Raw genomic sequence first — 13,217 nt, forward strand, 5'->3', positions numbered from 1 at the left:
TTCAGTGTCCGGTGTCGCCTGTTCAGTGTTGCGTGTCCGGTGGGGTGCGGATGCGCCGATCAATGGCGCAGGCCATGCACGTCCTCCCCGATCTCGTCGGTCACCGCGTCACGAGGCGCTTCTGCGCCTCCAACGCGTGTGCCATGCTGTCCTTGAGTTTCGAGTGCGCCTGCGCGGTGTCGGGGCCGTCCTGCATCCAGCCGCTCAAGGTTGCGACCAATGAGAGCTGCGACCTGAGCAACGCGATCATGGAGCCGCGCAACCCATCCAGCTCTGTCCGCCTGTCCTGTCCGGAGGCGGTTAATTCCTGCGCGGATGCCTTCGAGGCTTCCGTCAACTGTTCGACGTAGCTCAGCAATTCGCGTTCCAACGGCGTCAGACCATCCATTTCTCACTCCTTCAGGATCTTCAGGCAGTCCACGGGCGCGCCCGCTAGCGCACAACGGGCTAGCGTAGTCTGGCCGTTGCGTGGGATCAGATAAGTCGCCTCCGGACGCTCGATCACTCTGAGGCCCATCGTTTCCAGGTTCGGCGTCAGCCAGGTCATGACTGACCAAGTCGAAAGTCCGGTGCTGATCATCAGACCGCAGGCCACCAGCGTCGGCCACATCAGCGCTTTCCATTCCGGCCGCGCTGCATTCGCGCTCTGCCGCATGAGGTGTTTCCTCACGCGTAGCAGGTAGCCTTCCGTATCGGTCTTGATTATAGCCAGCGCGCTTTCGGCAGTGGTCCTCAAATCGGTCCTGAAGCTCTGCAACTGTGCGTCGATCGAGGCGGCGTTCTCTGCCCTGATCCGCTCCATGTCCGCGTTCAGCTTTTCGCTCAGCCGTTGCTTCGGCTCTCCAGTCTTCATGGAAAATCTCTCCTTTCAGGCGAAACCGTTCTTCGGTATCGGGGTCTTTGACGGTCAGGTAATTCTTGCCCGCGCGGGGCACTTCGAAGCCCGCATCGGTCAGGGCGGCGACCATCCCGGCGCGATCCTCGATCAGCCCCATGGAAATCTGGTCGGCGATCCAGGAATGGAGCCCATCGCGCCCGGCGGCGCGGTCGGGCGCTTCCGACAAAGGCTTGACCTCGGCCGCGCGCTCCACGTCCATGGGGTCGGCCCAGCCGTGGGTCTTGTTCATCAGGTCCCGCAGGCTGTCGAAGGCGCGTTCGTAGCCGGGCGGCGCGATGTTGAGGCTGCGCCCGCTGTGCAGTTCCATGCGCGGCGTGCAGAAATGCAGCTCGACGCGATCCTCGTGGGTGTGGCGCACCCAGAGACAGGCATAGCGATCCGCATCGAGCCCCGCGAAGGCGATCTCCTCGAAGCGGTCGATCACTTCCTGCTGCTGATCCTCGGTTGGGGCGTCCTCGCGGGCAAAGCTGACGACACCGGCGCGATAGGTCCATTGGTGCGGGCAAGCATCAATCAGATCGATCATGCCCTGAGGATCGCCGCGCATTACCTCCGGCAGAGGCGCTCGCGTCACGGTCATGGGCTGGCCGGACGCATCGCGGATCAGATCGCGGTTGTCGTCATAGGCCAGCACGGTGCGGGCGGTCAGGTATTCGACCGGCCCCGCACCGCCGCCTTTGCCGTTGGGGAAGAACTTGATCAGCATCCGCGTGACCTCCGGTGCTGTGCGAGGACTTCCGCCAACTGCCGCTCGATGCCGACCAGCGCCGCCGCCACGCGCAGGGCCTCGACCTCGCTGGCACGGCCCGCGCGGGTTGCCGTGTTGAGCCACCGCGCAATCTGGTTGAGGTTCCCGCCATAGCGGGACACAGCCAGAACGAGCGCAGGATCGACACGGGGTGCGGGCTTACGCCGTTTCGGAGTGGCGCCGGTGGCGAGCTGCCGAAGCATGGCCGACATGGACAGCCCGCGATCCGCAGCCGCCTGCCGGATCAGCGCCTTTTCCTCGGTGGAGCAGTAGAAGAACACGGCTTCCTGCTTCTCCGAGGCGACCGCGCCTCGCGCGGTCCGGTTGGGGTTCGAAGGGGAGGCTTGCCGCCCCTCGCAAGGCTCCGGTTCGATGGTCGTAGACCTAGAACCGGGTCGCCTTGCTCCTTGCTCAGATCCGGTCATCTCATGCCATCCCTTCCGCTTTCGGGAGTGATGCCAGATCTTCGAGTTGCAATATTTGGAGCCGCAGTTCTGCGCTTCCCAAGCGAGCAGGCCAAGTGGCAGGCAGCCAATAGCCCCGCCTCCCTTCGTACTTGACCTCTTTGAGAAGGCGCCGGAGTTCCAGTCGGCCTGACTTTACCAGCCGATCATCCCACTCCCGCTCAAATATGCTGCTCCCACCGGGAACGAAAACCGCAGGCGTGTACTTGCATGGAGCCACCTCAGCCTGCGTAGTTTTCGTTTTATTTTTACTTATACTCTTTGAGTGACATTCTTGTCGCCGTTTCTGTGACAGCGATGTCACCTCATTGCGACGTTCCTGCCAGGGTTTGACGATGGAAAGGGTGACAAATCCGTCATCCTTTTTTCCACATGCTTCCCTCTTGATGTGCTCTGCGATCTCGATGGATTCATCCGTTATCTGATAGTTCGTCGAACGCTTGCGACCGTTTCCGCGATCAGCGTTAAACCACCCCAGACGTTCTAAGCTGTTGACTGCTCGCTGGACTGTGCGAGGTTCAACACTCATGTCACGGGCAATCGTTGCAACTGCTGGATTCAGCTGGCCCGTGCGCCAGTTCAACCGAACATTGACCAAGTAGGCACCAAGTGCCTTCTCGGAGCCTGACAAAAGAGGGCTGGCGAACAATGCTTTGTGCCATTGAATGCGAACAGCTTTAAAGCTCTCAAGATCAATCATCCTGGGACCTGCCTTTCAGCATTTGAGCTAGCGCCCAACACCAGAGTGTTAGGTCAGCCATACCGCTGCATTTCGGCGCAGGTCGTCGCCACACGATTGCCGTTGATCCAAGTGTTTAGATCGGCACCATGATATTTTACGCGCCTACCGAACTTCAGGAAAGGAGGCCCTACACGGCGGTGCCGCCACTGTGCCCTTTTCGCTTTCGGGGCGATCAGGTCAAGTTCGTCATCGCTGTCATCGTAGACACGTTTGTTGTCAAATATTTCCATTGGATTTCAGTCGCCTCCAGTTGCCGCTTCGCTCCACGGTTTGGTTGCGTCTGATTGTGCTGGTTTGCGCTCGTGCTGTCTAAACTGAGCTCCCAAAAAGAAAACTGCTAGAGAGTTATCACCACGCGCGGATCTTCTAGAACCACCGATACCGCCAAAGTGAAGAACTCGTCATCCCCATCAGAAAGCGCTTGGCGTGCAGGCTCAAAAGCGTCCGCTTCTAAGCCGATATGGTGAAATAGCCTTTCTACTGCGAGCGCAAATTCGGAGCAGATATAGCCGTCTGCGTCTTTGGACGCTCGACATACGGTGTTGGTGTATCTTTCGAATCCGACCCTTAGAAAGCGAGCGAGACTAACCGCCCTTTCGTTGGCTTTGGATTGCACCTGCGACTTTTGATACTGATAGAAATTTTGCAACCTCTCGATCTTTATAAGGCTCCGCTGGCGCTCGAGATCATCGAGGATGGGTTTCACCTGAAGACTTGCTGGGTAAGGAATTGAACGAAGCGCATTTGTCGCTTTGGCCAAGTCCCGTTGGGCTTTTTCCAGTTGCTTCATAACCTCTGTTTGACGGCCCCGATCAAGCTGATTTGGCCCCAAGGAAAATCTTGGGTCTAAGATCCCGTGCATTGCCACGGCAAGTTTATACTTCTCAAACTCGCAAAAACTAACCCCAAATAGATCTTCAAGAAAATGGTTTAACTCTTTCACGACACCCAAATAGTCCTGAAAAAAAGGGCTTCTACGATCCAACTCGTGCCCTTCTTCCGGCCACCATTTGGGTATTTTCCTGCCTTTAGATGATTGCATTCGCCTAAGCGTGGCGTTTCGCGAGGAATCCAGTTCGTCAATCATATCATAAAGCCGCTCAGAATTTGGCGAAGCGAACATATCCATTCCAACTCTCCATCAGTTCACGACGTTTGTTCAGCAGGTCCGACCGTGCATAAGCCCGCTCCACCTCTGACCCGACCTTGTGTCCCAAGCTCATTTCCGCCACCTCGCGAGAGTGGTTGCCCACATCAGACGCCCAGTCCCGAAACGCTGATCTAAACCCGTGAACGGTCACCCCTTCGATCTCCATGCGCCGCAGCAGCATCAGCATTGACATGTTCGAGAGCGGCTTATGCCGCCGCTGTCCTTCGAAGACACACTCAGACCGAAGTGCCTTCAGTGGCTCGATGATTTCCAACATTTGGTCCGTCAGCGGAACACGGTGCTCGGCCCCCGTTTTGGTACGCTCGTCGGGGATCGTCCAAATCAGCTCATCGAAATCAAACTCCTCCCAAACGGCTTGCAGAACCTCGCTGGTTCGGCAGCCCGTCAGGCAGGTGAACATCAACGCCTTCGCCGCCATCCCACTTTGCGCCGAGAGCTGCGCGTAGAATGCGGGCACATCCTGCCAGCGCATTGCATTGTGGTGCTTCACCTTGGCCTTCACGCGCGGCAGAACGCGGGCATCCATCACGACTGTCACAGGATTTTCACCCTCGCGGTAACCGTGCGACCGAGCGACATCGAGGACGGCCTTCATTCGCTGTGCGACGCGCCGCGCGGTTTCGTGCTTCGTGGTCCAGATGGGTGACAACACCTGCAATATTTCCGGCTGATCGATATCCGAAACTGGCATTCGACCGATCTTGGGAAAAGCATAGTCTGCGAGCGTATTGATCCACTGCTGTCCGTGTTTAGGATTCTTCCAGGTCGGCAAGCGTTCGATATGGACCTGCCGAGCGACCTCTTCGAAACAAGGCACATCTTGGTCCTTGTGGTATTTTGGATTAAGCCCTTGTTTGGCAAGGCGACGATACTCAAGGGCGCGTTCTCGCGCGACTGTAAGCGTTATGATGTCAGCGCCGCCTAGCCCGAAGTCGGTTCGGTTTGGCTTGCCCTGTCGATTGCGCTGGCCTTTCACAGTTACCCGCACGATCCAGCGCCGAGCGCCGGATGGGTCCACGACAAGGTAGAGACCATTTCCGTCGCCATGCCGCCCTGGGCCAAGGGTTCGGACGAGATTCTTTGTCAATTTTCCTGAGGTGTAGGCCATGGAACGTACCACCTTTCATACCACGCAACGAACAGAACCGAGCGCAATCGAAGTGAAACGAACACAATCAACGAATGAAAATAAGCGCATAAGTCCATATACTTATACGCTAACAAACGCCCCAAGGCCATTCAATGAAAATGGTAGGTGGCGGAGACGAAGGGATTCGAACCCTCGAGACCCTTCCGGGCCTACTCCCTTAGCAGGGGAGCGCCTTCGACCACTCGGCCACGTCTCCGCCGACCCGTGTAATGGAGGCGTTTCAGAGACACAAGATAAAATGACACCCTATGAGCGCATGTTTTTCTGCATGCGATCTGCGTGCCAGGGCGGCGATCACTTGTCGTAATACTGCCGATACCACCCTACGAATTTGGCAACGCCGTCTTTCACTGCAGTTTTCGGCGCGTATCCGGTGAGTTTTTGCAACAGATCGGCATTGGCCCAAGTGGCGGGCACGTCGCCGGCTTGCATCGGCATGAGGTTGCGCGTGGCTTTTTTGCCGGTCGCGGCCTCGATGGCTTCGATGAACTCCACCAATTGCACGGCGTCGGAGTTGCCAATGTTCACCACCCGGAAAGGCGCAACTGGCGACAGGCTGTCGCCCTCCTCCACCACGCCATCCTCGGGCCGCACCGGCACCGTATCGATCAACAGGCGGATGGCATGCACGAGGTCTTCGACATAGGTGAAATCGCGCTTCATATCGCCGAAATTATAGACGTCGATCGGCCTGTCCTCCAAGATCGCCTTGGTGAATTTGAACAGCGCCATATCGGGGCGCCCCCAGGGACCATAAACGGTAAAGAAGCGGAACATGGTGATCGGCAGGTCAAACAAATGCGCGTAGGAATGCGCCATATTTTCCGTGGATTTCTTGGTCGCGGCATAGAACGACATCTGATGGTCGGCCTTGTCGGTCTCGCGGTACGGCATTTCGGTATTGGCACCGTAGGCCGATGAGGTGGAGGCCAAAAGCATGTGTTTGGGGGGAAAGGCGCGCGCCGCTTCCAACAATTCAAACGTGCCGATGAGGTTACTTTCAAGATAGGAGCGCGGATTCTCGATCGAATAACGCACCCCCGCCTGAGCCGCGAGATGGATCACCACATCGGGCTTTTCGTCTTCGAACAGCGACATCAATAGGCCCGGTGTTTCGACCTTATCATGCACCGCGCGGTAGCCATCATAGGCCAACAACGTGTCTTCACGGCGCTCCTTGAGGGCCACGTCATAATAATCGGACAGGCAATCCAGACCGATCACACGAAAGCCGTCCTCCAAAAGAGTGCGGCAGACAAAAGAGCCGATAAATCCGGCCGCGCCGGTGACGAGAGCTGTGGGCATAGGGTCTGTCCTCAATCCGCGCCAAACAGGTCGCGGGTGAAAATTTTCTCAGAAACATCAGAAATGTCATCGGTGACGCGGTTGGCGACGATCACGTCCGCCTCGGCTTTGAACGCGGCCAGATCATTGACCACACGCGAGCCAAAAAACGCGCTCTCCGTCATCACCGGCTCATAGACAATGACCTCGATGCCCTTGGCTTTGATGCGTTTCATGATGCCCTGGATCGAGGATTGGCGGAAATTGTCGGACCCCGCCTTCATCACCAAACGGTACACGCCAACCACTTTTGGACGCTTCGCGATGATCTGATCGGAGAGGAAATCTTTGCGGGTACGATTGGCATCCACAATGGCGCGAATGAGGTTTTGTGGCACTTCCGAATAATTCGCCAAGAGTTGCTTGGTGTCTTTCGGCAGGCAATAACCGCCATAGCCAAAACTCGGATTGTTGTAATGCGACCCGATGCGCGGGTCCAAACCGATGCCCTCGATGATCTGGCGACTGTCCATCCCGCCAGCCATCGCATAGCTGTCCAATTCGTTAAAAAACGCCACCCGCATCGCGAGATAGGTGTTGGCAAACAGTTTGATCGCCTCGGCCTCATCCGCATCGGTGAACAGAACCTCAACGTCCTTTTTGATCGCACCCTCAAGCAGCAAATCCGCAAACACCCGCGCCCGATCCGAACGTTCGCCAACGATGATCCGCGAGGGATACAGGTTGTCATAGAGCGCACGGCCTTCGCGCAAGAACTCAGGGCTGAATATCACCTGATCGGTATCGAATTCCTCTCTGATCCGGTTGACAAAGCCTACGGGAGTGGTCGATTTCACCACGATCGTTGCCGTTTCATTAACGGCGAGCACCTGTAAAATGACTTTCTCCACGCTCGACGTGTCGAAATAATTGGACTTGGCGTCATAGTTCGTTGGCGTCGCCACAATCACAAAATCTGCGTCCGCGTAGGCCGCTTTTCCATCCGTCGTCGCCCGCAATTCAAGAGACTTATGCGCCAGAAACTCTTCAAGTTCGGCATCGGCGATGGGGGATTTGCGCGCGTTGAGCATATCGACACGAGAGGGAGAAATATCCACGGCCACAACATCATGGTTCTGCGCCAACAAAACCGCGTTCGACAACCCAACATACCCAATACCAGCGACTGCGATCTTCATGGGGACCCTTTCGTATGAGAGGACAAACCTCAGACACGAACGTGATAGAGGAAGCGCACGCGCCTATCTAGCCCAGATCGTCAATGCCCTCATATATGAGACAAATCCGGCACGTCATCGGCCGATCACACTCAAAATATTGCGCCTGTAAGCGGGTCGAGGCGGCATAAAACCCCCAAGCGCCTCACTTGGGAAAAGGTGAAATTTCGCCTTCTCCACGCCCGACACTCACGGGCGGTTGATCCACAGGATCGCCCATCGGCACAGCCGCGCGGTTTTTCAGATTTGGAAACGCCGCCAGTGCCACCTGCGGCGCACTCACCGCCATCACACCCAAAAGCATCAGCATCCCAAGGCGCGGACACACCGGGCGTGAGAACAGGCTTTTTCCGATCTTTGACATGTTTTCACCCCACGTGACAAAACTGCGCCCACAGGCACAAAATCGGCCCCCGCCAATCCATGCCGCCACAAAACCACAAAGCTCCTAATGAAACGTTGAAACAGGTGATTTTTTGGGCGCGCCCCTGCCCCATCTGTCACGCAATCGAGACAATTTAGAGGTAACAGGGGCATATGAGAGACAATCAGGCGTAGGAACCTGCAACATGACCGAGATCAGACCTTTCGCATTCGTTTTGGCATGCCTGTTGGAACCGTCGCAAAACGGCATTCGCGCCACAATGCGCCGCCTTTTGGGCCTCTGACGTCACGACACAACGCATCTGCCGCCTTCCTATGGCTCCTGTTTTCTGGCTCAATGCCGAACAGACCGGGGGAGACGACATATGAATACCGAGATGCCATCCGTTTTCGAGGCCATGCGCCGTGCCCATCGCGCGGAACCAGTGGTATCCTATGAGGTGCGCCTCGACCGTCTCACACGGCTGGAGAACGCCCTGACCAAAGCGGAGCCCACGCTGCTCACCGCCATGTCCGACGATTTTTCCCATCGCAGTGCACAGGAAAGCCGGACCTTTGACATCGACGTGAGTTTTGGCGAGATTCGCACCGCCAAACGCCACCTGAAAGCCTGGATGAAAATCCGGCGCATCCGTACGCCGTTGATTTACAAACCTGCTCGCGCTGAAATCCGACCCCAGCCCTTGGGCGTGGTCGGCGTGATCGCACCGTGGAATTTTCCGGTGATGCTGTCGCTTGCGCCCATCGCGGCTGCTCTGGCTGCGGGCAATCGGGTGATGCTGAAACCTTCGGAATTGACGCCGCGCACCTCCGCCGCCTTGCGCGACATGATCACCGATGCCTTTGCCCCCGACGAAATCAGTGTGATCACCGGCGGCCCCGATGTGTCGGCGGCGTTTTCCGACCTGCCCTTTGATCACCTGTTTTTCACCGGCTCCACCGCTGTGGGCCGCAAAGTGGCCGAGGCGGCGGCGCGAAATTTGACGCCGGTGACCTTGGAATTGGGCGGCAAATCCCCCGCCATTCTGATGCCCTCCGCCGATCTGGACCGCGCCGCGCGGCGCATCGCCTGGGGCAAAACCGCCAATGCCGGTCAGGTCTGTGTCGCGCCCGATTATGTCTTGGTGCCGCGTCATAAAATTGGCCCCATGGCCGACGCGGTGATGGGCGCGATGATGCGGTTCTATCCGCAAGGCGCGCAAAGCCCTGATTTTGCCGGGATCATCACGGAGCGTCATCTGGCCCGGCTTGACGCGCTGTTGTCGGAGGCAAAAATGCGCGGGGCCGAGGTGATCCGGCTTGACGGCGGAACCGGGAATGCCCGCAAATTCGCCCCCGCCCTCGTGCTCGACCCGCCTTTGGACATCGCCTTGATGCAGGAGGAAATCTTTGGGCCAATCCTGCCGATCCTGCCCTATGACACGCCGCAAGAGGCGCTTGATTTTGTCGCCGGGCGCGATCATCCGCTCGCACTTTATGTCTTTGCCGAGGACCGCGCCGAGCAGAACCTGTGGCTCGATCACTCCATTTCGGGCGGTGTGACAGTCAATGACACGGTGATCCATGTGGGCTTTGACACACTGCCCTTTGGCGGTGTCGGTGCCTCTGGCATGGGCGCCTATCATGGCCGCGCCGGTTCGAGACGTTTTCCCATCTCAAACCCGTGGTCCGCCAAGTGAAGTGGAACGGGATGGCTTTGGTGGAGCCCCCATTCAAAGGCCTCAAAGCCCGGCTTCTCAAACGTTTGCGCAGCTTTATGTAACATAAAGGACCGCCCAAACGGACGGCCCTCAAAGATTTTAGATCTGCTGGAAACTGCCTCAGCGGCTGAACAAAAAATGCATCACATCGCCATCTTGGACGATGTAGCTCTTGCCCTCAGCGCGCATTTTGCCGGCTTCTTTCGCGCCAGTTTCGCCTTTAAATTGCACAAAGTCTGCAAAAGCGATGGTTTCCGCGCGGATGAAGCCTTTTTCAAAATCGCCGTGGATCACACCCGCAGCTTGCGGTGCGGCGGTGCCTTTTTGAATGGTCCAAGCGCGGGCCTCTTTCGGACCGACGGTGAAATAGGTTTCCAGATGCAGCAACTCGTAGCCTGCGCGGATCAGACGGTCGAGACCGGCTTCTTCCAGTCCCATTTCTCCCAAGAACATCTCGGCTTCTTCCGCCTCAAGCTGAGAAATTTCTTCCTCGATCTTGGCCGAAATCACCACCGCGCCCGCACCCTGCTCCGCAGCCATTTTGGCGACCGCTTCTGAGTGCGCATTGCCCTTGGCGGCGTTTTCTTCCTCAACGTTACAGACATAGAGGATCGGCTTTTGCGTCAAAAGTTGCAGCATCCGCCATTGTTTCAGGTCATCCGGGTCGATCTCGACGGACCGGGCCGGTTTGTCGGCCTCAAGGGCGGCTTGGGCAGCGGCCAGAAGGCGGTCTTGCTGAAGCGCCTCCTTGTCATTGCCTTTGAGTTTGCGCGCCAAATTGGCCCGGCGTTTTTCGATGCTTTCCAAATCGGCCAACATCAATTCCATCTCGATCACTTGCGCATCATCGACCGGGTCAACCCGGCCTTCGACATGGGTCACATCGCCGTCTTCAAAACAACGGACCACATGGGCGATGGCGTCGCATTCGCGGATGTTGGCCAAGAATTGGTTGCCAAGCCCCTCACCCTTTGAGGCACCTTTGACCAGACCCGCGATGTCAACGAATGTCATCCGCGTTGGAATGATCTGCTTTGACCCGGCGATCTCGGCCAAACTGTCCAGACGCGCATCCGGCACTGCAACCTCGCCCACGTTGGGCTCAATCGTGCAGAACGGAAAATTCGCCGCCTGCGCGGCTGCCGTTTTGGTCAGAGCATTAAACAGCGTCGATTTGCCCACGTTCGGCAGCCCGACAATTCCCATTTTAAAGCCCATATCGCGTCCCTTTGTTCAGATTCCACGCGTGTCTAAGGCGCAAAGAGGCCTCGCGCAAGCCTTCGCCATTGCACTTGGCGCAAAGATCGGCCAAACCCGGTGAAGACTTGCAAGCCGGAGGCCCCTATGACCCGCATCGACGCCAAATTCGCAGAGCTCAAAGCTCAGGGCAAAAAAGCCTTTGTCGCCTATGTGATGGCAGGCGATCCCGATGTTGAAAAGTCGCTTGAGATTGTCAAAGCCCTGCCCGGTGCGGGCGTGGATATTATCGAGCTGGGCCTGCCCTTTACCGATCCGATGGCCGATGGTCCGACCATTCAACTGGCCGGTCAGCGCGCGCTGGATCACGGCATGACCTTGCAAAAGACCCTTGATATGGCAGCAGAATTTCGTAAGGGCGATGACACCACCCCGATCGTTTTGATGGGCTATTACAACCCGATCTATTCGCGCGGTGTCGATAAGTTTTTGGTCGATGCGGTTGAGGCCGGGATTGACGGGTTGATCATCGTCGATCTGCCGCCCGAAGAAGATGACGAGCTGTGCATTCCGGCGCAAAAGGCCGGAATGAACTTTATCCGTTTGGCCACGCCGACCACCGATGACAAACGCCTGCCGAAAGTGCTGACCAATACCTCGGGCTTTGTCTATTACGTCTCGATCACCGGGATCACCGGCGCCGCCGCCGCCTCTGGCGCCGACGTCGCCCCGGAAGTGGCGCGGATCAAGGCCAAGACGGACCTGCCAGTGATCGTGGGCTTTGGCGTTCGGACCCCCGAGAAGGCCCAAGAGATCGCAAGCGTGGCTGACGGCACCGTGGTTGGGTCCGCGATTGTCAATGAGATCGCACAGGGCAAGTCGGTGGATGAGATCATCGCCTATGTCGCCGCCTTGGCCGAAGGCGCACATCGCGCCTAACCCGTTCTTTAATACGCCAAAAACGTAGCGCATTTCTGGTCGGGGGAGCGCAATGCTTTACCCGGTCCACCTCCCAATACGGATATGAGAGCAGAGGCGGTACATCCGTATTTTCCTTGCCCTAGAGGATGAATCGCCCTAAGTGCCCCTCACACCGTTCATCCCTTTTGAAACCGTGAGGGGACCCACGATGATCCAGACGCCTTACTACCTCATCGACAAGGCGCGCCTGTTGCCCAACATGGAAAAAATCGCCCGGCTGCGTGAGCGCTCCGGTGCCAAAGCGCTTTTGGCGCTCAAATGTTTTTCCACATGGCCGGCGTTCGATTTCATGCGCGATTATATGGACGGGACGACCTCGTCGTCACTCTATGAGCTGAAACTCGGGGCGGAGAAGTTCGGCAAGGAAACCCATGGCTATTCCGTCGGCTGGGCCGATCACGAGATTGACGAAGCTGTCAGCCATGCTGACAAGCTGATTTTCAACTCTCTCGGGCAGTTGGATCGTTTCGGAGCCAAGGCGACAGGCATTGCCACCGGACTGCGCCTGAACCCACGGTTTTCGACCTCGGGATTTGATCTTGCGGACCCGGCGCGGCCCTTTTCGCGGCTGGGCGAATGGGACATGGATCGGCTTGAGAGCGCATTGGATCGCATCACCGGCGTGATGATCCACTATAATTGTGAAAACCGCGATTTCGATCTGTTTTCCGATCAATTGACCCGGATCGAAGCCGAGTTTGGCACGTTTTTGAAACGTTTGGACTGGGTCTCTTTGGGCGGCGGCATTCATTTTACCGGCGATGACTATCCTTTGGACAAGCTCGCGGATCGCCTCAAAGCCTTCTCGGATGCGATGGGTGTTCAGGTCTATCTTGAACCTGGCGAGGCCTCGATCACCGGCTCGACCACGTTGGAAGTGTCCGTGCTCGACATCATCGACACCAAAAGTGAAGATCGGGGCAAAAAAGTTGCCATCGTCGACAGCTCGATCGAGGCGCATATGCTGGATCTGTTGATCTACCGCGAGACGGCGAAATTGCCGCAAAACGGCACGCATGCCTATCAAATCGCGGGCAAAACCTGTTTGGCCGGGGACATCTTTGGTGACGCCTTGTTCGACAAACCGCTCGAAATTGGCGATAAAATCTCGATTCAGGACGCCGCTGGTTACACAATGGTTAAAAAGAACTGGTTTAACGGTGTGCAAATGCCCTCCATCGCCCTGCGCGAATTGGATGGGTCCATCACCATAGCCCGCTCCTTCGGGTATCCGGATTTCGTCGCGGCGCTCGGCTGAGG

Annotated in this window: 12 protein-coding genes and 1 tRNA gene; 3 read left to right on the plus strand and 10 right to left on the minus strand. The window is 57.2% G+C overall.

Annotation, left to right across the window (positions count from 1 at the left end):
• Nucleotides 1–59 precede the first annotated feature (59 nt).
• From C8029_RS06395 to C8029_RS06440, 9 genes are all read right to left on the minus strand, one after another.
• Nucleotides 60–1,604, minus strand: coding sequence for a relaxase family protein (locus tag C8029_RS06395; protein WP_152002502.1), 1,545 nt, complete (start codon nucleotides 1,602–1,604; stop codon nucleotides 60–62).
• Nucleotides 1,598–1,927: a plasmid mobilization protein gene (locus C8029_RS06400; RefSeq protein WP_152002503.1), complete on the minus strand. Its 330-nt coding sequence runs from the start codon at nucleotides 1,925–1,927 to the stop codon at nucleotides 1,598–1,600. Before C8029_RS06400 ends, C8029_RS06395 begins: the two co-directional genes overlap by 7 nt.
• Before the next feature lie 145 nt (nucleotides 1,928–2,072).
• Nucleotides 2,073–2,810, minus strand: coding sequence for a helix-turn-helix domain-containing protein (locus tag C8029_RS06405; RefSeq protein WP_152002504.1), 738 nt, complete (start codon nucleotides 2,808–2,810; stop codon nucleotides 2,073–2,075).
• 379 nt (nucleotides 2,811–3,189) lie between these two features.
• Nucleotides 3,190–3,981, minus strand: coding sequence for a hypothetical protein (locus C8029_RS06415; protein WP_152002506.1), 792 nt, complete (start codon nucleotides 3,979–3,981; stop codon nucleotides 3,190–3,192).
• Complete coding sequence (locus tag C8029_RS06420; RefSeq protein ID WP_152002507.1) at nucleotides 3,953–5,131, minus strand: tyrosine-type recombinase/integrase; 1,179 nt, start codon at nucleotides 5,129–5,131, stop codon at nucleotides 3,953–3,955. The genes C8029_RS06415 and C8029_RS06420 overlap by 29 nt, the downstream gene beginning before the upstream one ends.
• A gap of 148 nt (nucleotides 5,132–5,279) precedes the next feature.
• Nucleotides 5,280–5,369, minus strand: a tRNA-Ser gene (locus C8029_RS06425).
• A gap of 98 nt (nucleotides 5,370–5,467) precedes the next feature.
• Nucleotides 5,468–6,478, minus strand: a complete 1,011-nt coding sequence (locus tag C8029_RS06430) for an NAD-dependent epimerase/dehydratase family protein (protein WP_152002508.1) — start codon at nucleotides 6,476–6,478, stop codon at nucleotides 5,468–5,470.
• A gap of 11 nt (nucleotides 6,479–6,489) precedes the next feature.
• Nucleotides 6,490–7,656, minus strand: coding sequence for a nucleotide sugar dehydrogenase (locus C8029_RS06435; RefSeq protein ID WP_152002509.1), 1,167 nt, complete (start codon nucleotides 7,654–7,656; stop codon nucleotides 6,490–6,492).
• 184 nt (nucleotides 7,657–7,840) lie between these two features.
• The gene (locus tag C8029_RS06440; protein WP_152002510.1) at nucleotides 7,841–8,059 is read right to left on the minus strand and encodes a hypothetical protein; all 219 of its coding nucleotides are present in this window, start codon (nucleotides 8,057–8,059) and stop codon (nucleotides 7,841–7,843) included.
• 385 nt (nucleotides 8,060–8,444) lie between these two features.
• Here C8029_RS06440 and C8029_RS06445 point away from each other — a divergent pair, with 385 nt between their 5' ends.
• On the plus strand, nucleotides 8,445–9,758 hold the full coding sequence (locus C8029_RS06445) for a coniferyl aldehyde dehydrogenase (RefSeq protein WP_226946255.1): 1,314 nt from the start codon (nucleotides 8,445–8,447) through the stop codon (nucleotides 9,756–9,758).
• A 141-nt stretch (nucleotides 9,759–9,899) separates the two neighbouring features.
• Here the strand turns inward: C8029_RS06445 and ychF are convergent, their stop codons facing one another.
• Nucleotides 9,900–10,997, minus strand: a complete 1,098-nt coding sequence (gene ychF / locus C8029_RS06450) for a redox-regulated ATPase YchF (protein ID WP_152002511.1) — start codon at nucleotides 10,995–10,997, stop codon at nucleotides 9,900–9,902.
• Between the two features lie 126 nt (nucleotides 10,998–11,123).
• Between ychF and trpA the strand changes: the two genes are divergently transcribed.
• Both trpA and C8029_RS06460 read left to right on the plus strand, forming a co-directional pair.
• On the plus strand, nucleotides 11,124–11,915 hold the full coding sequence (trpA, locus tag C8029_RS06455; RefSeq protein WP_009572082.1) for a tryptophan synthase subunit alpha: 792 nt from the start codon (nucleotides 11,124–11,126) through the stop codon (nucleotides 11,913–11,915).
• 190 nt (nucleotides 11,916–12,105) lie between these two features.
• Complete coding sequence (locus C8029_RS06460) at nucleotides 12,106–13,215, plus strand: carboxynorspermidine decarboxylase (protein WP_009572081.1); 1,110 nt, start codon at nucleotides 12,106–12,108, stop codon at nucleotides 13,213–13,215.
• The last annotated feature ends 2 nt before the right edge of the window (nucleotides 13,216–13,217 follow it).

Origin of the sequence: Roseobacter sp. TSBP12 (assembly GCF_009129705.1) — a bacterium.
GTDB classification, from domain to species: domain Bacteria; phylum Pseudomonadota; class Alphaproteobacteria; order Rhodobacterales; family Rhodobacteraceae; genus Celeribacter; species Celeribacter baekdonensis_A.